This window comes from Amycolatopsis sp. NPDC088138, from assembly GCF_044741685.1.
Taxonomy (GTDB): Bacteria; Actinomycetota; Actinomycetes; order Mycobacteriales; family Pseudonocardiaceae; genus Amycolatopsis.
Window position 1 is genome coordinate 234,636 of the sequence record NZ_JBIUTB010000007.1, and the last position, 22,327, is coordinate 256,962.

The 22,327-nt window shown below is 69.5% G+C and carries 22 protein-coding genes; 12 read left to right on the forward strand and 10 right to left on the reverse strand.

The window, feature by feature from the left end; all coding sequences use genetic code 11:
- Positions 1 to 204 precede the first annotated feature (204 nt).
- Genes ACIOD2_RS37645 through ACIOD2_RS37655 form a run of 3 tightly spaced genes read left to right on the forward strand, consistent with a single transcriptional unit; the run spans position 205 to position 1,826 of the window.
- Positions 205 to 597: a DUF2784 domain-containing protein gene (locus ACIOD2_RS37645; protein WP_400549441.1), complete on the forward strand. Its 393-nt coding sequence runs from the start codon at positions 205 to 207 to the stop codon at positions 595 to 597.
- 15 nt (positions 598 to 612) lie between these two features.
- On the forward strand, positions 613 to 1,269 hold the full coding sequence (locus ACIOD2_RS37650; RefSeq protein ID WP_400549443.1) for a TrmH family RNA methyltransferase: 657 nt from the start codon (positions 613 to 615) through the stop codon (positions 1,267 to 1,269).
- A 35-nt stretch (positions 1,270 to 1,304) separates the two neighbouring features.
- A complete protein-coding gene (locus ACIOD2_RS37655; protein WP_400549445.1) occupies positions 1,305 to 1,826 on the forward strand; it encodes a hypothetical protein in 522 nt (173 codons plus the stop codon).
- Between the two features lie 8 nt (positions 1,827 to 1,834).
- Here ACIOD2_RS37655 and ACIOD2_RS37660 read toward each other — a convergent pair whose 3' ends face one another.
- Entirely contained in the window at positions 1,835 to 3,973 is a 2,139-nt protein-coding gene (locus ACIOD2_RS37660) for a molybdopterin-dependent oxidoreductase (RefSeq protein ID WP_400549447.1), read from the reverse strand.
- A gap of 72 nt (positions 3,974 to 4,045) precedes the next feature.
- Between ACIOD2_RS37660 and ACIOD2_RS37665 the strand changes: the two genes are divergently transcribed.
- Positions 4,046 to 5,068, forward strand: coding sequence for a glycoside hydrolase family 76 protein (locus ACIOD2_RS37665; protein WP_400549449.1), 1,023 nt, complete (start codon positions 4,046 to 4,048; stop codon positions 5,066 to 5,068).
- Here ACIOD2_RS37665 and ACIOD2_RS37670 read toward each other — a convergent pair.
- The 3 genes from ACIOD2_RS37670 to ACIOD2_RS37680 form a co-directional block, all read right to left on the reverse strand.
- A complete protein-coding gene (locus ACIOD2_RS37670) occupies positions 5,033 to 5,560 on the reverse strand; it encodes a GNAT family N-acetyltransferase (protein WP_400549451.1) in 528 nt (175 codons plus the stop codon). The genes ACIOD2_RS37665 and ACIOD2_RS37670 overlap by 36 nt on opposite strands.
- A gap of 89 nt (positions 5,561 to 5,649) precedes the next feature.
- Positions 5,650 to 5,898 (reverse strand): hypothetical protein, encoded by a 249-nt coding sequence (locus ACIOD2_RS37675; protein WP_400549453.1) that lies wholly within the window; start codon positions 5,896 to 5,898, stop codon positions 5,650 to 5,652.
- A gap of 143 nt (positions 5,899 to 6,041) precedes the next feature.
- Positions 6,042 to 7,061: a hypothetical protein gene (locus ACIOD2_RS37680; protein ID WP_400549455.1), complete on the reverse strand. Its 1,020-nt coding sequence runs from the start codon at positions 7,059 to 7,061 to the stop codon at positions 6,042 to 6,044.
- Positions 7,062 to 7,227: 166 nt separating this feature from the next.
- On the opposite strand from ACIOD2_RS37680, the gene ACIOD2_RS37685 reads away from it, so the two are divergent.
- Positions 7,228 to 9,594 (forward strand): hypothetical protein, encoded by a 2,367-nt coding sequence (locus ACIOD2_RS37685; protein WP_400549457.1) that lies wholly within the window; start codon positions 7,228 to 7,230, stop codon positions 9,592 to 9,594.
- Position 9,595: 1 nt separating this feature from the next.
- Here ACIOD2_RS37685 and ACIOD2_RS37690 read toward each other — a convergent pair whose 3' ends face one another.
- Positions 9,596 to 10,462, reverse strand: coding sequence for a LacI family DNA-binding transcriptional regulator (locus ACIOD2_RS37690; RefSeq protein ID WP_400549459.1), 867 nt, complete (start codon positions 10,460 to 10,462; stop codon positions 9,596 to 9,598).
- Positions 10,463 to 10,532: 70 nt separating this feature from the next.
- A complete protein-coding gene (locus ACIOD2_RS37695) occupies positions 10,533 to 11,570 on the reverse strand; it encodes a LacI family DNA-binding transcriptional regulator (protein ID WP_400549461.1) in 1,038 nt (345 codons plus the stop codon).
- A 118-nt stretch (positions 11,571 to 11,688) separates the two neighbouring features.
- On the opposite strand from ACIOD2_RS37695, the gene ACIOD2_RS37700 reads away from it, so the two are divergent.
- The 7 genes from ACIOD2_RS37700 to ACIOD2_RS37730 all read left to right on the forward strand — a co-directional run bounded on the left by ACIOD2_RS37700 (position 11,689) and on the right by ACIOD2_RS37730 (position 17,325).
- Positions 11,689 to 12,705, forward strand: coding sequence for a substrate-binding domain-containing protein (locus tag ACIOD2_RS37700; RefSeq protein ID WP_400549463.1), 1,017 nt, complete (start codon positions 11,689 to 11,691; stop codon positions 12,703 to 12,705).
- A complete protein-coding gene (locus ACIOD2_RS37705; protein ID WP_400549465.1) occupies positions 12,702 to 13,718 on the forward strand; it encodes an ABC transporter permease in 1,017 nt (338 codons plus the stop codon). The genes ACIOD2_RS37700 and ACIOD2_RS37705 overlap by 4 nt, the downstream gene beginning before the upstream one ends.
- The gene (locus tag ACIOD2_RS37710) at positions 13,715 to 14,524 is read left to right on the forward strand and encodes an ATP-binding cassette domain-containing protein (protein ID WP_247059304.1); all 810 of its coding nucleotides are present in this window, start codon (positions 13,715 to 13,717) and stop codon (positions 14,522 to 14,524) included. Before ACIOD2_RS37705 ends, ACIOD2_RS37710 begins: the two co-directional genes overlap by 4 nt.
- A 2-nt stretch (positions 14,525 to 14,526) precedes the next feature.
- Positions 14,527 to 15,363, forward strand: coding sequence for a PfkB family carbohydrate kinase (locus ACIOD2_RS37715; RefSeq protein WP_400550630.1), 837 nt, complete (start codon positions 14,527 to 14,529; stop codon positions 15,361 to 15,363).
- Entirely contained in the window at positions 15,360 to 15,995 is a 636-nt protein-coding gene (locus ACIOD2_RS37720) for a nucleoside/nucleotide kinase family protein (RefSeq protein WP_247059300.1), read from the forward strand. Before ACIOD2_RS37715 ends, ACIOD2_RS37720 begins: the two co-directional genes overlap by 4 nt.
- Entirely contained in the window at positions 15,992 to 16,735 is a 744-nt protein-coding gene (locus ACIOD2_RS37725; protein ID WP_400549468.1) for an SDR family oxidoreductase, read from the forward strand. Before ACIOD2_RS37720 ends, ACIOD2_RS37725 begins: the two co-directional genes overlap by 4 nt.
- A gap of 176 nt (positions 16,736 to 16,911) precedes the next feature.
- Positions 16,912 to 17,325, forward strand: a complete 414-nt coding sequence (locus ACIOD2_RS37730; protein WP_400549470.1) for a VOC family protein — start codon at positions 16,912 to 16,914, stop codon at positions 17,323 to 17,325.
- A gap of 1 nt (position 17,326) precedes the next feature.
- On the opposite strand, the gene ACIOD2_RS37735 is transcribed toward ACIOD2_RS37730, so the two are convergent.
- From ACIOD2_RS37735 to ACIOD2_RS37750, 4 genes are all read right to left on the reverse strand, one after another.
- A complete protein-coding gene (locus tag ACIOD2_RS37735) occupies positions 17,327 to 17,995 on the reverse strand; it encodes a DedA family protein (RefSeq protein WP_400549472.1) in 669 nt (222 codons plus the stop codon).
- A 130-nt stretch (positions 17,996 to 18,125) separates the two neighbouring features.
- Positions 18,126 to 18,947 carry a YceI family protein gene (locus ACIOD2_RS37740; RefSeq protein WP_400549474.1) on the reverse strand — a complete coding sequence of 274 codons (822 nt, stop codon included), beginning with the start codon at positions 18,945 to 18,947 and terminating at the stop codon, positions 18,126 to 18,128.
- Positions 18,944 to 21,532 (reverse strand): MFS transporter, encoded by a 2,589-nt coding sequence (locus ACIOD2_RS37745; protein ID WP_400549476.1) that lies wholly within the window; start codon positions 21,530 to 21,532, stop codon positions 18,944 to 18,946. The genes ACIOD2_RS37740 and ACIOD2_RS37745 overlap by 4 nt, the downstream gene beginning before the upstream one ends.
- Complete coding sequence (locus tag ACIOD2_RS37750) at positions 21,529 to 22,062, reverse strand: MarR family winged helix-turn-helix transcriptional regulator (protein ID WP_392759679.1); 534 nt, start codon at positions 22,060 to 22,062, stop codon at positions 21,529 to 21,531. The genes ACIOD2_RS37745 and ACIOD2_RS37750 overlap by 4 nt, the downstream gene beginning before the upstream one ends.
- Positions 22,063 to 22,327 lie beyond the last annotated feature (265 nt).

Sequence of the window (22,327 nt, forward strand, 5' to 3'; positions counted from 1 at the left end):
ATCAGTACCCACACGAGGAACCGACGAAGTATCCGGCGAAACGCCCACCCGAATTTCCACCCGGTGTGACCCCTCCGTCACCGCCCAGGTGAAGAAGTTGCTCCGGTGGGTTGAACATCACAAGCCTGGGCATTCTTCGAGGAGGCTGATTCCGATCATCGGAGTAAAGTCGCTGGTAGGGGGATCGGGGTAAGGGGGTGGACGGTGGCGAAGTTCCTGGCCGACGTGACCGTTGCGGTGCACATGCTCGCCCTTCTGCTGATCGGGTTCGGCGGATTCGTCGCGTGGCGCTGGCCCAAGCTGATCTTCGTCCACATGTTCGCCGCGGCGTGGGGCATCCTCGTGAACGTCGCGCCGGTGCCGTGCCCGTTCACCGCGCTGGAGAACTTCTTCCGCCACCAGCAGGGCCTCGGTGACCTGCCCGGCGGGTTCAACGCGTACTACCTCTACGACACGGTCTTCCCGCGCTCGTGGCTGCCGGCGATCGGGATCGTCGCGATCATCGTCGTCGCCTACTCCTACGTCGGCGTGTACCACCGCTGGCGTCACCGCGACCACCACGAGGACGCCCACGCGCACGCCGTCCACCTGGGTTAGGCGACAATCGACGCCGTGAGCACACCCCACGACGTCGGGCCCACCGAGTGGGTGAGCCGCGAAGAGGTCGGCGTCGGCCCCTGGCCGGGTGACTGGCCCTCGGACGAGCGGTACGACCCGGACCTCCTGCGCGACGGCGACCGCCGCAACGTCGTCGACAAGTACCGCTACTGGCGCCGTGAGGCGATCGTGTCCCATGTCGACAGTCGCCGGCACCCGTTCCACGTCGCCATCGAGAACTTCCAGCACGACCACAACATCGGCACGGTCGTGCGCACGGCCAACGCCTTCGCCGCCGCCGAGGTCCACATCGTCGGCCGCCGCCGCTGGAACCGCCGCGGCGCCATGGTGACCGACCGCTACCAACACCTCCGCCACCACGACGACGTCACCGGTTTGGTGGAGTTCGCCGCCGCGGAGGGGCTCGCGGTGGTGGCGGTCGACAACACGCCGGGCTCCGAGCCGGTCGAGACGGCCGACATCCCGCGCGAGTGCGTGCTGCTGTTCGGCCAGGAGGGGCCGGGGTTGTCCCCGGTCGCCCAGGAAGCGGCGTCGCTGGTCGTGTCGATCGCCCAGTTCGGGACGACCCGCTCGATCAACGCGGGCGTCGCGGCGGGCATCGTGATGCACGCCTGGGTCCGGCAGCACGCGGACCTGTCCCAAGCCTGGTGACGCTTTTTGTCGGTGCGGCTCGCTAACCTCGCGGCGTGACAACTCCGAAGGCACTCGACCGGATCGTCCGCCGGCTGGGTGAGCCCACCGTTCCGCCGTTGCCCGTGGACTGGGAGATCGTCGAAGCGACACTCGGCACGGCGTTGCCGTCCGACTACAAGGAGTACTGCGCGCGTTATCCGGCGGCGGTCTTCGACGAAAACCTTCGGGTCGACCACCCGACGTGCAGCGATGACTTCTACAACCTGCTCAGCGGCGCCGTCGGACGGACGGCAGCCGTCCGTCAGCTGACCGCGGAATTCCCCGTCCTGTACGAATACCCCGTGTACCCGGATCCGGGTGGGCTGCTGTGCTGGGGAAACACGACCGGGCGGGTCCAGTGCTACTGGTTGACCGAGGGCCCGCCCGACAGCTGGAAAGTGGTGATCGACGAGGAAATCCCGGTGGTCTTCGACGGGAACTTCACGGAGACCCTGGCGGACATCCTGGACGGAAACCTGCCCGAAGAGATAGAACCCCTCCACTGTCCGCTGGACAGGCTGTACTACATCCAGTGACCTGGTGATCAGGCCGGTGCCACCTCGACCGGGATGCCGTTCAGCACCGACGTCCCGGACGGCACGTCCAGCAGCGTTTCGTCGGCGACCAGGTTCGAGTTGACGCCCGGGTTCGCGCTCGCCACCCGGGTGCGCGAACCGTCGGCGTCGTGGCCCCAGCCGTGGGGGATGCTGATCACGCCCTGGCGGACCTCGTCGGTCACCTCCACCGGGACCTCGAGTTTGCCGGCGCGGGACGTCACCGACGCGAGGCCGCCGTCGGTCAGGCCGAGGCGCGTCGCGTCCGCCGGGTGGACCTGGACCGTGCAGCGGTTTCCGCCGCGGACCAGCGGCGCGAGGTTGTGCATCCACGAGTTGTTCGAGCTCAGGTGCCGCCGGCCGATCAGCACGAGGCCGTCCTCGAGGGGCTTGGCCAGCTCGTCACGCAGGCGAGGCACGTCCGCGACGATCGTCGGCGGCGCCAGCTCGATCCGGCCGGACGCGGTGCACAGCACCTCCGGGATCCGCGGCTTCAGCGCGCCGAAGTCGATGCCGTGCGGCGCCGCTTCGAGGTCGGCGAGCGTGACGTCGTACGGGCCGCTGCGCAGCATCAGGTCGACCAGCCGGGCGGGGCCGGTGCGATCGTGCGTGACCTCGAGCTTGGCGCGGCGCGCGACGTCGGCGGCGACGAAGTCGTCGAGCGCGGCGACGTCCGCCTCGGGGCCCTGACCGGTGACGATGCCGGTGAGCCGCAGCATGGTCTCCCACTCCTGCGGGAGCTCCGACGGCAGCGTCGGCGGCGTCCAGTTGGCGATGTTGCGCACCGAAAGCTGGTAGAACGCCAGGTCGAAGTGCGGGCGTTCGAGCGGGGACGGCCCGGGCAGGATGACGTCGGCCTGGCGTGACGTCTCGTTGAGGTAGACGTCCACGGAGATCATGAAGTCGAGGCCCTTGATGGCTTCGGCCAGCCGACCGGCGTTCGGCGTGCTCAGGCACGGGTTGCCGCTGACGGTGATCAGTGCGCGGACCTGGCCGTCGCCAGGGGTCTCGATCTCGTCCGCCAGCGTCGCGACCGGCAGCTCACCGACGACCTCCGGGTAGCCGCGCACCCGGCTGTGCCAGCGGCCGACCTTGAACGGGCGGCGGTTGCCGGTCGGCGTGCACGCGGCCAGCGGGAACATCGCGCCGCCGGGCTCGTCGAGGTTGCCGGTGAGCACGTTGAGGACGTCGACCAGCCAGCTCGCGATCGTGCCGAACGTCTGGGTGGTGGTGCCGATCCGGCCGTAGACCACGGCGTTCCCGGCGTCGGCCAGCTCCAGGGCCATCCGGCGGATCTCGGCGGCCTCGATGCCGGTGCGCGGCGCGACGGCTTCGGGGGTGAACGGCCGGGCCAGCGCGCGGACGTCGTCGAGGCCGTTGAGGTGCTCGGTCAGGCGGCCGGGTGCGACGCGGTTCTCCGCGATCAGCACGTTGACCAGCGCGAACAGCAGCAGGGCGTCGGTGCCGGGGCGGATGGCGTGGTGCTCGTCGGCGTACTGCGCGGTGCGCGTGCGACGCGGGTCGACGACGACGATCTTGCCGCCGCGCTCGCGGATCCCGCGCAGCCGCCCGCGCATGTCCGGCGCGGTCATCAGGCTGCCGTTGGACACCAGCGGGTTCGCACCGAGGATCAGCAGGTGCCGTGTGCGGTCGACGTCGGGCACCGGGATGGCGAGCGGGTCGCCGAACATGGTGCCGGAGGAGTAGTGCTTCGGCATCTGGTCGACGGACGTCGCGCTGTAGAAGTTCTTGGTGCCCAAGGCTTTGTAGAGCACACGGCTGTAGAGCGTCAGCGCGATGTTGTGCACGCCGGGGTTGCCCGCGTACACGGCGACGGCGTCGCGGCCGTGCTTCTCCACGATCGGCGGGAGCCGCAGCTCGATCTCGTCGTAGGCCTCCTGCCAGCTGACCTCGACGAACTCGCCGTCGCGCTTGAGCAGCGGCGCGGTCAGCCGATCGGGGTCGTGGTGCAGCGCTCCGAGCGACGCGCCCTTCGGGCAGATGTAACCCTTCGAGAAGACGTCCTGCTGATCACCGACGACGCGGGTGACCTGCCGGTTCTCGTCCAGCGTCACCTCGAGGCCGCAGGTCGCTTCGCACAGCGGGCAGGTGACGTGTGCCGTGGTCATGAATACCTCGCAGGCCGTCGGGGTCCTTCAACATACCGAGCGGTATGTCGGTGGGCAAGGCAGGATTACGACATGAACGTCGCAGCTGCCGAACGCGCGGTGACCTCGCGGCACCTGCGCCGGGTGTGGGGGCTGCCCGGCACGGTCCTCGGCCGCAGCGGCTGGCCGGCGTCGCCGGGCCAGCGGCTGCACTGGCACTGGAACTACTGGTGGCAGGCCCATCTGCTCGACACGCTCATCGACGCGCAGCTGCGCGCGCCCACTCCCGGCCGGCTCGCCACGATCCGTTCGTTCGTCCGCTCGGTGCGGCTGCGCAACTTCGGCCGCTGGACGAACGACTTCTACGACGACATCGCGTGGCTCGGCCTTGCGCTGCAACGGGTTTCGCCCTTGGGTATCGACGTCGGCCCGGCACTGGCGGCGATCGACACGCAGCTGCTGTCGGGCTGGACCGAGGCGGCGGGCGGCGGCATCTGGTGGCGCGTCGGCGACGAGTTCAAGAACGCCCCGGCCAACGGCCCGGCGGCGATCTTCCACGCCCGCTCCGGCAACGTGGCCCGCGCCCGCGAGATGACGGACTGGATGTCGACGACCCTGGTGGACCCGGAGACAGGTCTGGTGTGGGACGGCATCCGGACGGACACGGGCGAGCTGGTGAAGCACATTTACACGTACTGCCAAGGGGTCTACCTCGGCGCGTGCCTGGAGCTGTCCTTAGTGGACGAAGCCGCACGGACGATCCGAGCGGTGGCTGAACACTGCGCCCCGGGTGGCATCATCCGCGGCCAAAGCGGCGGCGACGGCGGCCTGTTCGCGGCGATCCTGGCGCGCTACCTGGCTTTGGCGGCTCGTTCCCTCCCCGGCCCCGAGGCTTCGGTGGCACGAGATCTGGTGCTGACCTCCGCCGAGGCGTGCTGGTCGGGCGCGTCGGAGGGCCCGGTGTTCAGCGCGTTCTGGGACCGCCCGGCGCCGTTGCCGCCGCTGCCGGACGACGCCCCGGAACGCGACATGTCGGTCCAGGTGGGCGGCTGGATGCTCCTGGAGGCAGCGGCGACGCTGTCACCAGACGTCGCCGGCCCGCCAGTCGGCGGTTAGCTCGCCGTCCAGGTCCAGGTCCAGCGGTGCCCGGCCCGGGAACACGTAGACGGCGCCGTCGTCGTCCGCGGTGCGCTGGATTCCCGACGGCGTAAGGGCGAACGTCGGTCCGCGCCACAGCTGCCAGCCGCGGGCGGCGTACAGCGGCGCTCCGGCCGTGGACGCGCTCAGCGCGCCCGCCTCGTAACCACCCAGCAGCGCTTCCATCTCGGCCATCAGCGCACTCGCGATTCCCCGCCGCCGGTGCCCGGGATGGACGGCGACGCCCTCGACGTACCCCGTGTTCAGCACGCGGTCGCCGTGCAGGAGACGTCGCTGCACCAGCGAGGCGTGACCGACCAGCTCATCGCCGTCGAAGGTCAGCGCGTGCATCCCGCCCAGCGTGTTCTCCCAGCCGGGGAGGTCGAAGTCCTTGAACGCACCCTCGAGCAGGGTGCGGACCGAATCTAGAAGGGCGGCGGGCAACTGCCCGGTATGTGCGAGCCGGATCACGACATCATCATGCCGCGCCACATCGGAAACAAAGACAGGCGCACCGCTGGGTGGCGGTGCGCCTGTCGGCGCGATCGGTGCGTTCGTGGCTAGCTCGACGTGTCATCACCGGTCGTGTTTTCGGTCTCGACCTCCTTCGGCGTGCCGTCGGTGCGCTTCGGCTCCTCGTCCGGACGGGTGCCGCCTTGGATCGCGCGGATGACCGCCGCGGTCCCGGCGAGCACCGGCGGGACGCCGGCCAGCAGCCACGGGCTCGTGCTGGCAAACAGCAAGATCGTGAACACCAGTGTCAATGCGAGCGCGGCTGTGACCAGCACATTGTTTCGGGTATCTCCCATGTCTGATTTCTACCGCGAAAAACGTTGAACGGGAAATTTGGTACCTGAATCTTCCGGGCAAGCGTCAAACGTGAACATGTCTGGTCTGTTCGTTGATCGTCAACCGGTGAGTGCAGTACCTGAAACCTGAATGGTACCGTTGATCATGAATTGCCGGTGATGGCCCGAAGTACGCGGTACAGGTTGTGCAGGTCCTTTCGTGACCCCTTCCGGCCTTCGCGGTGCAGCGGCCGGGCGAAGTACGGGAACTTGTCGTTGAGCTCGTTGACGAGATCGCGAACGGCGCGGGCGCTGCTCTCGACGAACGAGGTCTCGGCCCGGATCCGCTCCGGCTCGGGCAGAGTCCGAAGCATGGGCGGCCGCGCGTCGAGCTCACCCTCCAGCACGAGTACGAGGTGGTTCATCCCAGGCAGTTGCGGCACCGGCCGGTACATCGCCTTGTACTTCTTGGGATCTTCGTAGAGCAGTCTCCGCTGGTCGATGAACTCCTTGATCTCGTGCGCCTGGTCGGGGGTGGTGATGCCCCAGAGCGACAGCTGTACCCACAGGTAGTCGAGCGACGAGGCGAGCTGGTCCGTCTTGGGCAGTGCACCGGGCCGGTACACCTCGAAGAGGTCCACTGTGTCGAGGTCCTCGATTTCGGCGGCTTTGTGCGTGGCGCAGGCATTTTCCACCGCGAACCGCACGCCCGGCTGGGTGAGCGCGTCTCCGGGGTGAACGACCTGCAGTACGCCCGCCGCATACCAGCGCTTGGTGCGCGGGTTCAGCAGCTGCCGTCCGCTCGGGCGCCGCAACCGGTACGCTTGGACGAGCTCTGTGATCTTGCGGTCCGTGGTGCGGAACTGGCGGAAGGCTGCCGCCGTCGGCACCACGAGCACCAGGGACGGGAACAGGCCGAGGTCCTCCGAGGGCACTTCGTCGATGGGGAGGAGCCGCGGGCGCGCGCTGTGCATCTGGCAGCGCAGGGCGATGGCGCGGCCGAGTTCTTCGCACTTCGGACCGTGGCCGTACACGATCAGCCAGGGCACCGCAAGATCGCCGGCCGTGGTCAGCCAGGCCGCGTCGGCGCGCTTGCCGGCAATGGCCGAACCCTGCTCGGCGTCGCCATTCCCGGTGCTGCAGCGCTGGACCCTCTCAGCGCCGACGCCGTCAATTTCGGTCATGCGGGCAATGATACGTAATCATGCAACTACGGATTCGTAGTCGATCATTAATGCGGTGTCGAATGCCTGATTCATGCGCTGCGGTCATGTTCATGATTGACGAATAAGGAGCCGCGTTCATGAATAGGTGTTGTCATCGGTGTCTCGGGCAGGCAACCATGGCGCCGTGGCCGATCAGATTATGACTCGCTTCGGTGCTCTCGACCGGGAGCTCGCGGAAGCGGTGCTGCACACGATGATCCTGGTCGCACGTGACGGCGTCCAGGCACTCGACGATGTGCACCGCCGCCTGGAACATACCTTGGTGCCGGACGAGCCGGCGCTGCCCGGCGAACGGTGGCAGTTACTACTGGGGGAGCTCTTCCGGATCAGGGTGCGCTACTCCGACCTGGCCGCGGCGGTGGCCGGGCGGCCGCCCGACGTTGCGGGCGACGAGCGGAGCGCCCAGGTGGTCGGTCGGCTCGTGGGCGCGGCCGGAGCATTCCTCACCGCTGAATCCCTGGGCTTCGAGGAGCGACTGGAGCGGTTGGTGCCGCCCGCCTTTCGGGACGCGATCGAGCCGGAGGGGATGGACCTGGAGACGGTCCGGTTGCGGCTCTTGCTCGACCAGGCGTCCACCACCGCCGACGAAGTTCTCGATCACGCCGGCCCGCAGGGCTGGCTCAGCCTGATCGAGCGTTACCTGGTTCCTGCGCAGAGCCGCGCGGACTCCCTGCCTCTCGGCGAGATCGACGTGCCGGTGCCGCCACAGCCTCCGATACCGCATGCCCGAGTGGAGTTCCCGGTGATGGTGCTCGCCGACCACGTCGGACTCGGGGACGTGGCGCTCACGGTGCACCGGCAGATTCTCAAGGTTCGTGAGCGCTACCAGGACCTGGACCTCGACGTCCGCTTCCGCTCGCCCCAGCACCTCCGCGAAGTGCTCGACGCCGCTCGTGACCGGGCGTGGGGCGAGCTGGACGCCCGGATCAGGTTCCGCTGTGCGGCGGACGGCGAACCGCCCGAGCCACCCGGGGCCCCGTACCACCCGGTCGCCGTACAGTTCCGGCAGTTGATGCAGGACGACCGTCCGCCACGTCCCGGGCACCTCATCATCATCACGGACTGGGCGGGTGTGGTGCCCGATGCTACTCAGGTCGACCAGCAACTGGCGGTACTCGACCTCGACGCCCAGGGGCTGCTACCTGACCTCGGTGACTGGACGGTCACTTGTATCGGGCCTGGCCCCGGTGTTTCGAACGACTGGCGTACGGGCTACCTCCGTGCGCTGTGCTTGGCGGGTGGTGCTCGCTCTTTCGACTACGTGAACGGGGCTCCGCTGCGCCTGCCGCAGCCTGGCCGGAGCCGTGACCGCGCCACGCCCGTCACGCATGCTCCTCGTGAGCTGCGCGGGTTGCTCGGGAAGCGGTTTGCCCGACCCCTACGCCGCGTGACAGCCGCTCCGGATCAGGAACCGCCGCCGCCACCCGGGAACCTCGTCACGCCCGGTCGCATCCAGGTGCTCGATACGCGGATCCGGCAGCTGCGCCAGCAGTCGGCGCAGGTGCTGGAGTCCCATGTCGTCGGTCCGCACGGACAGAATCTGACGGTGCGGGAAGCGCACGCCAGGGCCGATTTGCTAGACGGCCGGATCGAGATGGACCAGGCCCGGGGCAGCCTGCGGCACCGGCGCGTCTCCCGGTTGACGCGAGCGCTCGTCCTGCTGACCGTGACTCTGCTCGACCTGCCGATCATGCTGTGGTTGACGATGTCAAGCATCGGCGGTGCGCTGGATGTTCCGGCATGGCTGGCCGGCGCGGCCGGCACCCTGGTGGCATTGCTCACCACCGGTGGCGCAGCTGCCGGACTGCACCAGCTCGGCCGCAACCAGCGGCAGTACAAGAACTTTCGTCGCCAACTCGTGTGGACGAACATGCCGGCCACGACCAAAGGCGTGCTGTGTGGGGTATCGGTGCTGACCGCGTCCTTCGGGACGATCGCGTCCGCTGGGCTCTACACCGGCCTCGCCCGATCCGGGCCGGCCGCGGCAGGCGGGTTGATCGCCGGCTTGGCTGGTGCGGCTCTGATCGGATCGGCTGCGTTCGTGTTCTGGGCGGCGTTCCGGGACGGGTCTCTCGAACACGATGATCTCCGCCACTACAGCGGCTGCGCTCGCCCGTTGCTGGTGCAGAAAGCGCAGTACGACCGAGAGGAATACGAGCTGCGATGCGAGTTTCAGCGCCTCGCGGAAACCGGTGAACGTTCCGGCCACCCGGAGACCTCACTCGACGATCTTCGCCGGCAGGCGGGTGACCCGACCGACGCGCAGCTGATGGACCGGAGCCTCGACGAAAACGGCGCGAGCCCGGTGCTCCTGGCCTACGCGGAGCAGTGCCGCCGGACGGACAGGGGACAGCAGCTGCTCACGATGGTCCGCGACGCCTCGGTGCAGGCAGTGCAGAACGTACTCGCTGAGCATCACCGGAGCCGGGCGTCCGGCAGGCGCAAGATGCTGCCCGCGCCTGATGGCCAGGTCACCGCGCATTCCGAATGAGTCAGCACCCGCAGGACGCGCCGTGCAGGAAGCGAGGTGTCAGCAGTACCGACTCCGGCGGCCGGTCCGGGTCCGCCATCCGGGAGAGCAGCAGCTGGACCGCGCGGCGGCCGATATCGGCGATCGGCTGGACCAGCGTGGTCACCGCCGGGCTCACCCGGCGCGCCCAGTCCATGTCGCCGTAGCCGACCACGGCCAGCTCCGAGCCGATGCGGATGCCCCGGCGGTGGGCCTCGTACTGGACGCCCACCAGCATCGACTCGTCCGCGACCACCAGTGCCGTCGGGGAGGGCCAGCCGTCCAGCAGCTTGGCCGTCGCGCGGGCCGCTCCGCCCGAGTTCGACAGGCCGGACTCGACCAGCTCGCGGTCCCAGCGCAGGCCCGACTGCTCCAGGCCCATGCGGTAACCCCGGACGCGCTCGCGGCTGACGTCCAGGCTCTCGTCGCCCGAGATCAGGCCGATCTTGCGGTGGCGGCGCTCGGTCAGGTGCTTCACCAGCCCGCACACCGCGTGGACGTTCTCCGTGCCCACCTGGTCGACGTCGTTGCGGGCCGCGAGGCGGTCCATCACGACCGTCGGCACGCCCATCCGGACCAGGCCGTTGATCACCGCGTCGTCACCGGGAGAGGGGACCAGCAGCACGCCGTCCACGAGGTCCGCCCGCAGCGCGCGGACGACCGCGGCCTCTTCGCTGACGCTGTCGCCGGTGTCGGCCAGCGTGACGTCGCAGCCGGCCTGGGCGGCGGCCGCCCTGATGGAACGCAACAGCTCACCCGAGTAGGGGTGCGCGTGCGTACCCATCGCGACGCCGATCCGGTAGGTGACCGGGGGGTCCCACAACCGGAGCTCCGGCGAAAGTGCCGTCATAAAGCCCTCGCAGACGCTCAGCCGAAAGGTAGCCGCTGAACGAGCGCGTCGAGGCGTCAACACCCCAGAATCACTGATGTGAGTGAACCGCCGGGCAGCCACACGACTCTCGGTGACGCAGCGTGGGCGGCAGGCGCACGGTTTCGGCCTTGCGCGCCGGGTCGTTGATCCGCGCCAGCAGCAGCCGCACCGCCTGCCGGCCGATCTCCTCGATCGGCTGCGCCATCGTCGTCAGCGGCGGGTCGACCAGGTCCGCCCACTCGACGTCGTCGTAGACGACCACCGGCAGGTCCTGCCCGATCTTCAGCCCGCGCCGCCGCGCTTCGTGCAGCACGCCGACCATCATGCTGTCGTTGCCGACGACCAGCGCCGTCGGCGGTTCGGGCAGCGCGAGCAGCTGGCTGACCGCCAGCGCGCCACCCTCGTGGGACGAGTTCCCGCAGGCCACGAGGTCGGCCGACCACGTCAGCCCGGACCGGCCGAGTCCGAGCCGGTAGCCGAGCACGCGCTCCTCGCTGGTCGACAGGCCGGGCGCGCCGCTGATCATCCCGATCCGCCGGTGCCCGAGCGTGGCCAGGTGCGCGGTCAGCGCCGACGTCGCCTGGATGTTCTCCGTGCCCACCTGGTCGACGTCGCCGCGGGTGGTCAGCCGGTCGATCAGCACCGTCGGCACGTCCAGCGAGACCAGCTCGCCGATCACCGAGCCGTCACCCGGCGCCGGCGTGATCAGCAGGCCGTCGACCCGGCGGGAGCGCAACGTCCGGACCGTGTCACGCTCCGTGTTCACCGTGTCGTGGGTGTCCGCGAGCAGCACGGTGTAGCCGTGGGTCGACGCCTCCCGCTCGATCGCCTGCATCAGCGTCGCGAAGTACGGGTTGGCCACGAGGGAGATCGCCATCCCGATCGACCGGGTGCCGCCGGTGACCAGCGAGCGCGCGATGGCGTCGCCGGTGTAGCCGGTCGTTTCGATCGCCCGCAGCACGGCCGCCTTGGTGTCCTCGGCGACCGCGCGGGTCCCGTTCACGACGTGCGAAACGGTGGTGATCGAGACGCCGGCGAGCTCGGCGATGTCCCGCTGGGTCGGCCGCGATGATCTCGGCTGGGGCATGCCAATCCTTTCCGGCAAGCGTTTGCGCAAACGCTTGCGTCCACGCAGCAGTCTGTCTACCTTCCCGACCATCGGCAAGCTTCGAACCGTCCGTGTCTCCTGAAAAGGGTGGGAACCCATGAGACAACGAAGTCTCACCGCACTTGTGCTGGCCGCAGTTCTGGCCACGACAACCGGGTGCACCGTCGAACGTCACTGGGGTGGCAACACCAACACCGGTGGCAGTGGAAAGGCGAAGGTCGGCCTGGTCACCAAGACCGACACGAACCCGTACTTCGTGGCCCTGCGCGATTCCGCCAGAGCCACCGCACAGGCCAACGGCGCCGATTTCAGCGCACTCGCCGGGCAGTTCGACGGCGACAACGACGGCCAGGTCCGCGCCATCGAGAACCTCGTGCAGCAGGGCGCGAACACCATCCTCATCACGCCCAGCTCGTCCACCGGCGTGCTGAAGGCGATCAAGGACGCCCGCGACGCCGGGATCCTGGTCATCGCCCTCGACACCGCGACCGAACCGCCGGACGCCGTCGACGCCACCTTCGCCACCGACAACTTCGCGGCCGGCCAGCAGCAGGGCGCGTACGTCAAGGCGGCGCTGGCCGGCACCCCGCCCAAGCTGCTGATGGTCGACGGCACCGCAGGCAGCTCGGTCGACACCCAGCGCCACGGCGGGTTCCTCAAGGGCATCGGGCTGACCGACGGCTCGCCCGAGATCAAGGGGCACACCGCGGCCAACGGCGACCAGAGCCTCGCCCAGCAGGGCATGGAGAACCTGCTGCAGCGCACCACCGACATCAACGCCGTCTACTCGATGAACGAGCCGATGGGCCGCGGCGCCAACGCGGCGCTGAAGGCCCGTGGGCTCGCCGGCAAGATCGTGATGGGCTCGATCGACGGTGGCTGCGAAGGCGTCCAGAACGTCAAGGACGGCCTCTACGCCGCGACCGTCATGCAGTTCCCCAAGAAGATGGCCGAACAGGGTGTGCTCGCCGCCGTCGAGTACGCGAAGACCGGCAAGAAGCCGACCGGCTTCGTCAACACCGGGTCCGCCGTGATCACCGACAAGCCCATGCCCGGCGTCGAAAGCCACGACACCGCGTGGGGCCTGCAGAACTGCTGGGGAGGCGCGCAGTGACATCTGCAAACGCGACCACCGCCACCGTCGCTAGTCCGTCCACAAAGGAACGTGAGTCGCTCGGCGAGTTCCTCCTCCGCGCCCCCGCGGTCGGCCCGGCGCTCGCCCTGATCGTCGCCGTCGTGGTGTTCTCGCTGGCCACGGACACCTTCTTCGACCTCGACAACCTCTCCACCGTCGTCCAGCAGTCGCTGGTCGTCGGGACGCTGGCGCTCGGCCAGACGCTCGTCATCCTCATCGCGGGCATCGACCTGTCCAACGCGTCGTCGATGGTCGTCGCGACGTTGATCATGGCGAAGCTCGCCGCGGCCGGGACCAACGGCTTCGTCGCGCTGCTGGCCGGCGTCGTGCTGACGGTCATCGTCGGCATCTTCATCGGCTCGCTCGCCACGCGGATCAAGCTGCCGGCGTTCATCATCACGCTCGGCACGTTCACCATGCTCACCGCGGTGTCCAAGCTGATCGCCGGCGGCCAGGCCGTGCCGGTGACCGACGGGCTGCTGCAGTGGCTCGGCACCAAGCGCTACCTCTTCGGCGGCATCCCGATCACCTACGGCATGACGCTGGCGCTGCTGATGTACCTCGGCGTCTGGTACGCGCTGACGAAAACCGCGTGGGGCAAGCACGTCTACGCGGTCGGCAACGCGCCGGAGTCCGCGCGGCTGTCCGGCATCAAGGTCAACCGCACCGTCCTGTCGGTGTACATCGTGGCGGGCCTCGCCTTCGGCCTCGCCGCGTGGCAGGCGCTCGGCCGGACGCCGAACGCCGACCCGAACCAGTTCCAGCTCGGCAACCTCGACTCGATCACCGCCGTCGTCCTCGGCGGGACGAGCCTGTTCGGTGGCCGCGGCTCGGTGCTGGGCACGCTGATGGGCGCGCTGGTCGTGGCGGTGCTGCGGTCCGGGCTGACGCAGATGAACGTCGACGGCAACTACCAGGACCTCGCCACCGGGGCCCTGCTCATCGCCGCCGTCGTGGTGGACCGGATCGCGAGGAGGCAGCAGCAGTCATGACCGAACCGATCCTGCAGGCCCGTGGCCTGGTGAAACGCTACGGCCGGGTGACCGCCATCGACGGCGCCGACTTCGACCTGCTCCCCGGCGAGGTGCTCGCCGTCGTCGGCGACAACGGCGCCGGGAAGTCGTCACTCATCAAAACCCTTTCCGGGGCCGTGATCCCGGACGAGGGGGAGATCAAAGTGGACGGTGAGACCGTCCACTTCAAGTCCCCTTTGGACGCTCGGCAGTACGGGATCGAGACGGTGTACCAGGATCTCGCCGTCGCGCCCGCGCTGGACATCGCGTCGAACATGTTCCTCGGCCGGGAGAAACGCATCGGCGGCGCGTTCGGGCTGTTCCGCAAGCTCGACACCGCCACCATGCGGAGTGAGGCGCAGCGGATCCTCGACGAGCTGGGCATCAACATCAAGTCGATCACCCAGCTCGTGGAGACGCTCTCCGGTGGCCAGCGCCAGGGTGTCGCCGTCGCGCGCGCGGCGGCGTTCGGCACCAAGGCCGTGATCATGGACGAGCCCACCGCCGCGCTCGGCGTCGCCGAGTCCGGCAAGGTGCTCGACCTGATCGGCCGGATCCGCGACCGCGGCCTGCCGGTGGTGCTGATCAGCCACAACATGCCGCACGTGTTCGACATCGCCGACCGCATCCACGTGCACCGCCTCGGCAAGCGCGTCGCGGTCGTCTCGCCGAAGACGCACTCGATGAACCAGGTCGTCGGCCTGCTCACGGGTGCGCTGCGGCTGAACGAGAACGGCGAGATCGAAGAGGCGGCAGCCGCGACCCACGTGGCCGGCTTGAAGTGAGAGTGCTGCTGGCGGGCTTGTGCACCGTGGACGTCGTTCAGCGTGTCGCGGAGCTTCCGGCCCCGGGCGAGAAGGTGCAGTCACTGCGGGTGGACGTCGCGGCCGGGGGGCCCGCGACGAACGCCGCGGTGACGGCCGCCGCGCTCGGCGCCGAGGCGACGCTGCTGACCGTCCTCGGCGCACACCCGCTGGCGGCGCTCGCCCGCGCCGACCTGGAAACCTGCGGCGTCGAGGTCGTCGACCTGGACCCGTCCCGCTCCGACCCGCCGCCGGTCAGCGCCGTCGCCGTCCGCGACCGCGACGGCGAGCGCACCGTCGTCTCCCGCAACGCCGGAGGGCGGCACTTTCACGTGAAAGTGCCGCTTTTGACAGCTGACGTCGTTTTGCTCGATGGGCACTATCCGGAACTCGCGCTGGATGTTGCGCGGCAAGCCCGGGCCGCGGGTGTGCCGGTCGTGCTGGACGCCGGGAGCTGGAAGCCGGTGCTCGACGAGCTGTTGCCGCTGGTCGACGTCGCCGCCTGCTCCGCCCACTTCCGGGCCCCGGAACCCGGCCTCCACCAGCGGGGCGTGCCGACGGTCATCACCACCTCCGGCCCTGGTCCGGTGCGGTGGTCGACCGCCGACGGGGATTCCGGAGAGGTGCCCGTGCCGTCCGTCGAAGCGCGGGACACACTAGGAGCGGGAGACGTCTGGCACGGCGCGCTCGCCGTCGCCGTGGCGCGAAGACTCACGGTGACGGACCGGATTCGCTTCGCCAACGAGGTGGCCGCCGAACGGGTGCGGCTGGTGGGACCGCGGTCTTGGACGACCGCGATCGCAGGAAGGAACAGGACATGACGGCGTTCGACGATCTGCTGGCCAGGGCCGAGGGACTGACCGTGCGCGGGCAGCGCAACGTGCTCGGCATCATCGGCGCGCCCGCCTCCGGGAAGACCACGCTCGCGTGGGCACTGGCGAACGCGCTGGGCTCGCGCGCCGCGGTGGTCGGGATGGACGGCTTCCACCTCGCGCAGGTCGAGCTGCGCCGGCTCGGCCGCGCCGAGCGCAAGGGCGCGCCGGACACCTTCGACGCGGCCGGGTACTACCACCTGATCCGCCGCCTCGCCGAAGGCCGCGAGACGGTCTACGCGCCGGAGTTCCGCCGCGAGATCGAAGAGCCGATCGCGGGTGCCGTCGCGGTCGCCCCGGAGGTCCAGCTGGTCATCACGGAGGGCAACTACCTCCTGCTGCCGGACGACCCGTGGAGCGCCATCCGGCCGCTGCTCACCGAGGCCTGGTTCCTCGCGCCGGACGAGCCCGAGCGCATCGAACGGCTCGTGTCGCGCCACCGCCGGTACGGCCGTTCGCTCGTCGAGGCGCGGCAGCGCGCGCTCGGTTCGGACCAGCGCAACGCCGACCTGATCACGCAGACGCGTGACCGCGCGGACCTCGTGCTGGAGAACCTCCCGCTGGTCAACTTCGCGCTGTGAGCGTCCTGATCGTCACGGGCGGCAGCCGGGGGATCGGCGCCGCCACCTGCGAGCTGGCCGCCTCGCGGGGCTACGACGTCGTGGTCAACTTCTCGGGTGATCCCGCGCCCGCCGAGGAGGTCGCCGCTCGCGTGGAAGCCCTCGGGCGGCGGTCGGCGGCGGTCCGCGCGGACGTCTCGGCCGAGGACGACGTGCGCGCGCTGTTCGACGCCGCCGCGGCGCTGGGCCCGGTCGAGGCGCTGGTCAACAACGCCGCCATCACCGGAAACACCCCCGGGCGGCTCGACGAGTACGAGGTCGACGTCGTCCGGCGGACCCTCGACGTGAACGTCACCGGTGTCTTCCTCTGCTGCCGCGAGGCGGTCCGCCGGATGTCGACCCGCCACGGCGGCCAGGGCGGCGCGATCGTCAACATCTCCTCGACGGCCGCGCGCACCGGCTCGGCCGGGGAGTGGGTGCACTACGCCGCGTCGAAGGCCGCCGTCGACACCCTGACCCACGGGCTCGCCCAGGAGGTCGCGGACGAGGGCGTGCGGGTCAACGCCGTCGCGCCCGGGATGATCCACACCGGGCTGCACGAGGCCGCCGGCCTGCCGGGCCGGATGGCGAAGTACGCGCCGCTGATCCCGATGCGCCGCGCCGGGCAGCCGGTCGAGATCGCCGAGGCCGTGCTGTGGCTGCTGTCGCCGGCGGCGTCGTTCACCACCGGAGCGGTGCTGGACGTCGGTGGCGGTCGGTGATCGTCCGGATACTTTCCGACAATTCGGAATGACTGTCAGTTACGGACGTCCGCGTACTGGGACGCCCGGAGACGGCGAGATCACGATTGTCCCGGGAACTTGGTCACCGTTGTTTTGCCAAGCGAACGCTGTGCAACTCTGGGGAGCCGCCACGCGAAAGGACGGCTTCCCAAGCCATGGCAAAACTCATGTCCGTGCACCACTTGGCGCTGACCGTGACCGACGTGGACCGCAGCGTGCCGTGGTACGCCCGGGTCCTGGACCTCGAGGAGGTCACCCGGCGCGAAGAGCCGGACACGGGCCTGCGCAAGGTCGTGCTGCGGTCCGCCGGGGACGCGTTCTCGGTCGTGCTGGTGCAGCACGCGGACACCGGAAGACGCGGTTTCGACGAGCGAAGAACCGGTCTGGACCACGTCGCGTTCAAGGTCGGCTCGGTGACCGAGCTGACCGAGTGGGAGGAGCGGCTGGCCGAGTTCGGCGTCTCCTACCTGCCGGCCGCGCCGTCACGCACCTTCGAGGGATCCCGGGTGGTCGTGTTCCGCGACCCCGACGGCATCCAGCTCGAGATCTGGGCCGATCCCGAACTGTGAGTCACGCGCGGGCGTCGTCCGTCTCTTCGACCGGGCGGCGCATCTCCTGGCGGTAACGCAGCACGCCGTACGCGGTGCCGAACACGAAGAACGCGACGCTGACCCACAGCGCGGCCGTCTTCAGCCACGGCAGGACGTCCAGCAGGCCGGCGCCGTAGTAGCCGAGCAGCACGAGCGTCGGCACCCAGAGCAGGCCGCCGAGCGCCGTCGCCAGCATGAACCGGCGCGGGTCCATCCGCGCGGCACCGGCGATGAGCGGGGCGAGCGTGCGGATCCACGGGATCCAGCGGGCCGCGACGATCGCGAAGAAGCCACGACGGTCCAGGAAGTTCTGCGCGCGCTCGAGGCTCTGCCGGTTGAGCACCTTCCCGTCGCGGCGCGCGATCAGCTTGGAGCCACCGGTGCGCCCGATGTAGTACCCGATCTGGTTGCCGAGCACGGCGACGATCAGCGCGGCACCCGAGAGCAGCCACGCGTTCAGGTCCGAGCCGTGCTGGGCCAGCACCACACCGGCGCCGAACAGCAGCGAGTCACCGGGCAGGAACAGCCCGATGATCAGCGCGCATTCGACGAGCACGAAGCTCAGCACGATCACCCAGACGAGCAGGGGCCCGGCGGTGTCCAGCCAGCTCACGCCGACGCCCGCGGCCTCGATGCTCACGACGTTCACACGATGAGCCTACGTGGCCGAGGTGAACGGCCCACGGCCAACGGCCGAATCGAGCCCTCCGGAAATTTCACCTCGCACGAACGGTGAAGGCCCCCTCACCAGCGGTGAGGGGGCCTTCAGCGAGGGGTTCTCAGAACTGCGGCAGCGACTCGCCCTGGACCGCTTCGACGTCCAGTTCGATCTTGACCTTCGTGCCGACCGCCGCGACGCCGGCCCGGACCATCGCGCTGTAGTTGATCGCGAAGTCGTTCCGGTGCAGGGTCGTCTCGGCGTGGAACGCCACGCGCACGCCGCCCCACGGGTCCGGGCCCCAGCCGCCGTAGGTCAGCTCGAGCTCGATCTCGCGGCGCTCGCCGTGCAGCGTGAGGTCGCCGACCAGCGTCCACGAGTCGACGCCGCGCTGGCGCATCCCCGTGCTCACGAACGTGATCACCGGGTGCACGTCGACGTCCAGGAAGTCCGGCGACCGCAGGTGGTCGTCGCGCATCCGGATGTTCGTGTCGATGCTCGCCGCCTTGATCTCGGCGTGCACCGACGACCGCTCGGCCGGCCGGCCGATGTCGATCCGGCCGGACACGTCCGGGAACCGCGCCTTGATGCTCGCGATGCCCAGGTGACGGGCGGTGGCGACGACCGACGAGTGCATCGGGTCGATCACCCACGGCCCGGCCGGCGGCAGGTCGATCGCCTCGGCGACCGGGGCCAGCACGACGTCGCCGAGCGAGCCGGAGCCGTCCGAGGCGACCTGCGCCATTCGGGCGACCGGGGTGTACCCGGCCGCCGTGACGACCGCGGTGTAGGTCCCCGGCGTGAGCGCGTCGGTGACCACGTCGCCGCGGACGTCGGCCGCCTGGCGGGCGACCTGCCGTCCGGCCGGGTCGGTCACGGTGAGCACGGCGTGCTCGACCGCCCAGCCTTCGGCGGTGCGCAGGGTGGCGCGCAGTCCGGTCATGACCGGTCGACCAGCTCGTCGAAGGCCTGGTCGTAGCTCAGCCGGACGTCGTGGTCCTCTTCGCCGCCGGTCAGCTCCACCCGGCTGGTCGCCGGCGGGTAACCGCTCGCGACCACGGTGTACGCGCCCGCGGGCAGGTCGCTGACCAGGTACCGGCCTTCACCGTCGGTCCGGGCCACGGCGGCCACGTTGCCTTCGGGGTCGAGCACGGTGATCCGCGCGTCCGGCACGATCCGGTCGCCCTCGGTCCGCGCGGTGCCGCTCAGCAGCACCGAGCTCGCGAGCTCGACGTCGTGGCGCAGCACGCCGCTGTCCGGCACGGTCAGCGTCACCGCGACGGGCCGGTAGCCCGGGCCGCTGGCGACCAGGGTGTAGGCCCCGGCGCCGACCCCGACGAACGCATAGGTGCCGTCCGTGGTCGTGATGAACGCGCCGTTGACCTCGCCGCGGCTGTCGGTCAGCGTGACCGTGACGTTCGGCAGCGGCGAACCGGTCGCGGCGGCCTTCACGGTGCCGGTCAGCTCGCCGGACCCGGTGAGCGTGACGTCGACCGTCGCCGGCCCGTTGCTGATCACGACGCTGGAGGCCTGCGGCTGGTGGCCGTGGGCCGACACGATCAGGACGTACGCGCCGGGGCCCTGGCTGGGCACCGAGTAGCTGCCGTCGGCCGAGCCGGTGGCCCGCGCGACCTGGCGGCCGCGCTGGTCGATCAGGGTCAGCGCGGCACCCGCGACGTGGCTGCCGTCCTGGCGGCGCACGTGCCCGACCACCGGCACCCCACCCGACCCGACGGGGGTGTCGAGCTCGGCGTCGGAGATCGAGTTCGTGATCGGCAGCGCGCCCGACACGGCCTGGTAGTCACCGTGCCCGTTGCTCAGTGCGTGCTTCCCGCCGCCCACGAGCGCCGGTTCCCGGTCGAGCGGGCGGACCGGCTCGACGATCTCGGTGGGCTCGTCGGCGAAGTTCTCGGCTTCGGCGTCGTCGAGGAACGCTTCGCCGCCTTCGACGGCCGCCGCGGCGGGGTTCATCCCGGCGAGCGGGATCTCCTTCATGAACAGCAGCACCACGGTGGCCAGCAGGGCCACCGCGCCCGCGACGTAGAACACCGTGGTGATCGACTCGGTGAAGCCGATCAGCACCGGGGTCTTGATCGCCTCGGGCAGGTTCTGGATGCCGCTGGTGTTCTCGGACAGGTTGCCGATCCCGGCACCCGCGCCGGCCGGCAGCTTGCCGCCGAAGGCCTTGGTGATGTTCGGGCCCAGCGTGTTGAACAGGATCGTCAGGAAGATGGCGACACCGGCGGTACCACCGATCTGGCGGAAGAACGTCGCCGACGCGGTCGAGGCGCCCATGTCACTGCGCGGGCCGGCGTTCTGCACCGCGATGACCAGCGTCTGCATGCACTGACCGAGACCGAGGCCGATGATGGCCGCGGCGACCAGCGGGTGCCACAGCGCCGAGTTGTACTCGACCTGCGCGAAGAAGAACGCGCCGATGGCGATCAGCAGGGTGCCGAGGATCGGGAAGATCTTGTAGTGCCCGGTCTTCGACGTGATCCGGCCGGAGACGATCGAGCTGGTCATGATGCCCGCCATCAGCGGCAGCATCAGCAACCCGGACTCGGTCGGCGTGTAGCCCTGCACGACCTGCATGAACTGCGGGATCATCGTGATGGCGCCGAACATCGCCACACCGACGATGACACCGCCGATGATCGCGACGGTGAACGTCGAGTTCTTGAACAGCCGCAGCGGGATCAGCGCGGCGTCCTTCATCATCCGTTCGATCAGGATGAACGCGATCACGCCGACGCCGCCCACGACGTAGCAGAGGATCGCCTTGCCGTCGCCCCAGCCCCACTTCTGGCCCTGCTCGGCGACGATCAGGAACGGCACGACCGCGACGACCAGCGAAAGCGCGCCCCACCAGTCGATCTTCTGCTCGTGCCGCTCGTGTGGCACGTTCAGGACCTTGGCGACGACGAACAGCGCGATGACGCCGATCGGGACGTTGATCAGGAAGACCCAGCGCCAGCCGGAGATGCCGCCGAGGGTGTCGAAGCCGGCGAAGAAGCCGCCCAGCACCGGGCCGAGCACGGTGGAGAGGCCGAACACGGCGAGGATGTAACCCTGGTACCGCGGGCGTTCCCGTGGCGGGACGACGTCACCGATGATCGTCATGGCCAGCGACATCAGACCGCCGGCGCCGAGGCCCTGGACCGCGCGGAACGCGGCGAGCTCGTACATGGACTGCGAGAACGTCGAAGCCAGCGAACCGGCGACGAAGATCGTGATCGCGGCGAGGTAGAACGGCTTGCGCCCGTAGATGTCGGAGAGCTTGCCGTAGATCGGCGTGACGATCGTCGAGGTGATCAGGTACGCCGTGGTGGCCCACGCCTGCAGGTCGAAGCCGTGCAGGTCGTTGGCGATCTTGACGATCGACGTGCCGACGATCGTCTGGTCCAGCGCGGCGAGGAACATGCCGCACATCAGGCCGCTCAGGATCGTGACGATCTGGCGGTGGCTCAGCTGCGGCAACGCTTTCGGTTGTGGTAGCTGAGCGGGTTTGTCGACGGTGGTACTCATGCAGTGGCCCCCTTGGCCGGTGCAGCGGTCGGCGCCTGCGCGTCGGCCAGCTGTGGAGAGTGTTTCTCGATACCTGTGTTGAGCCGTCCGAAGAGCCGGTTGAGGTTCTGGCGGTCCTCTTCCGGCCAGTCCTCGAGCACTTCGGCCAGCCACTGATTGCGTTGCTTGCGGTTCTCTTCGAACACCCGCAGGCCCTCGGCCGTCGGCGCGAGCAGGCAGGCCCGCCCGTCCTCGGGGTCGGCCTGGCGTTCGACCAGGCCGTGCTGGACGAGCGAGCTCGACTGCCTGCTGATCGTCGAGATCTCGGCGTGCAGCGAGTCGGCGAGCCGGCTGGTGCGCTGCGGGCCCTCGTGGATGAGGGTGAAGAGGATCGCGTAGGCCGCCCGCTCGATCCCGTCCGGCCCCTGCTTGGAGACCTGGGACTTCGCCTTGTTGATCAACCGGATGAAGCGCACGAGCTCATGGCCGAGCGAGTCGGCCAGATCCAGTTCGGCCCGCGGACGGGCTGCTGCTGAGCTGTTGGGTGCCATGGTTGGTCCTCACGCGGCTTTGGTTGGCGGCTGCAACTAGTTGCCTCAGGCAAGGATGTGCCTTCACGGACAGTTCTGCAAGCGAGGAACACGACGATGTGTCACAACACACTTTAGTTGCCGTATGCAAGCAGATTTACCTGCCCCAGTTTGTCTCTTCTGCCGGGTTCGGGGCCACTGAGCTGCACTTTTGGGTGTCACCCGGCGGTGTTCCGGCGTCCTCCGCGGTGCGGAACAAAGGGGGCCGCGACGGGTTGGTAGGGGT

What these genes read in the sequence shown, in the direction of transcription:
- ACIOD2_RS37660 (WP_400549447.1), bottom strand. Translation starts at nt 3,973, where the DNA reads ATGACCACGGCACACGTCACCTGCCCGCTGTGCGAAGCGACCTGCGGC.
- ACIOD2_RS37745 (WP_400549476.1), bottom strand. Translation starts at nt 21,532, where the DNA reads ATGAGTACCACCGTCGACAAACCCGCTCAGCTACCACAACCGAAAGCG.
- ACIOD2_RS37700 (WP_400549463.1), top strand. Translation starts at nt 11,689, where the DNA reads ATGAGACAACGAAGTCTCACCGCACTTGTGCTGGCCGCAGTTCTGGCC.
- ACIOD2_RS37730 (WP_400549470.1), top strand. Translation starts at nt 16,912, where the DNA reads ATGGCAAAACTCATGTCCGTGCACCACTTGGCGCTGACCGTGACCGAC.
- ACIOD2_RS37720 (WP_247059300.1), top strand. Translation starts at nt 15,360, where the DNA reads ATGACGGCGTTCGACGATCTGCTGGCCAGGGCCGAGGGACTGACCGTG.
- ACIOD2_RS37750 (WP_392759679.1), bottom strand. Translation starts at nt 22,062, where the DNA reads ATGGCACCCAACAGCTCAGCAGCAGCCCGTCCGCGGGCCGAACTGGAT.
- ACIOD2_RS37665 (WP_400549449.1), top strand. Translation starts at nt 4,046, where the DNA reads ATGAACGTCGCAGCTGCCGAACGCGCGGTGACCTCGCGGCACCTGCGC.
- ACIOD2_RS37740 (WP_400549474.1), bottom strand. Translation starts at nt 18,947, where the DNA reads ATGACCGGACTGCGCGCCACCCTGCGCACCGCCGAAGGCTGGGCGGTC.
- ACIOD2_RS37690 (WP_400549459.1), bottom strand. Translation starts at nt 10,462, where the DNA reads ATGACGGCACTTTCGCCGGAGCTCCGGTTGTGGGACCCCCCGGTCACC.
- ACIOD2_RS37680 (WP_400549455.1), bottom strand. Translation starts at nt 7,061, where the DNA reads ATGACCGAAATTGACGGCGTCGGCGCTGAGAGGGTCCAGCGCTGCAGC.
- ACIOD2_RS37675 (WP_400549453.1), bottom strand. Translation starts at nt 5,898, where the DNA reads ATGGGAGATACCCGAAACAATGTGCTGGTCACAGCCGCGCTCGCATTG.
- ACIOD2_RS37695 (WP_400549461.1), bottom strand. Translation starts at nt 11,570, where the DNA reads ATGCCCCAGCCGAGATCATCGCGGCCGACCCAGCGGGACATCGCCGAG.
- ACIOD2_RS37710 (WP_247059304.1), top strand. Translation starts at nt 13,715, where the DNA reads ATGACCGAACCGATCCTGCAGGCCCGTGGCCTGGTGAAACGCTACGGC.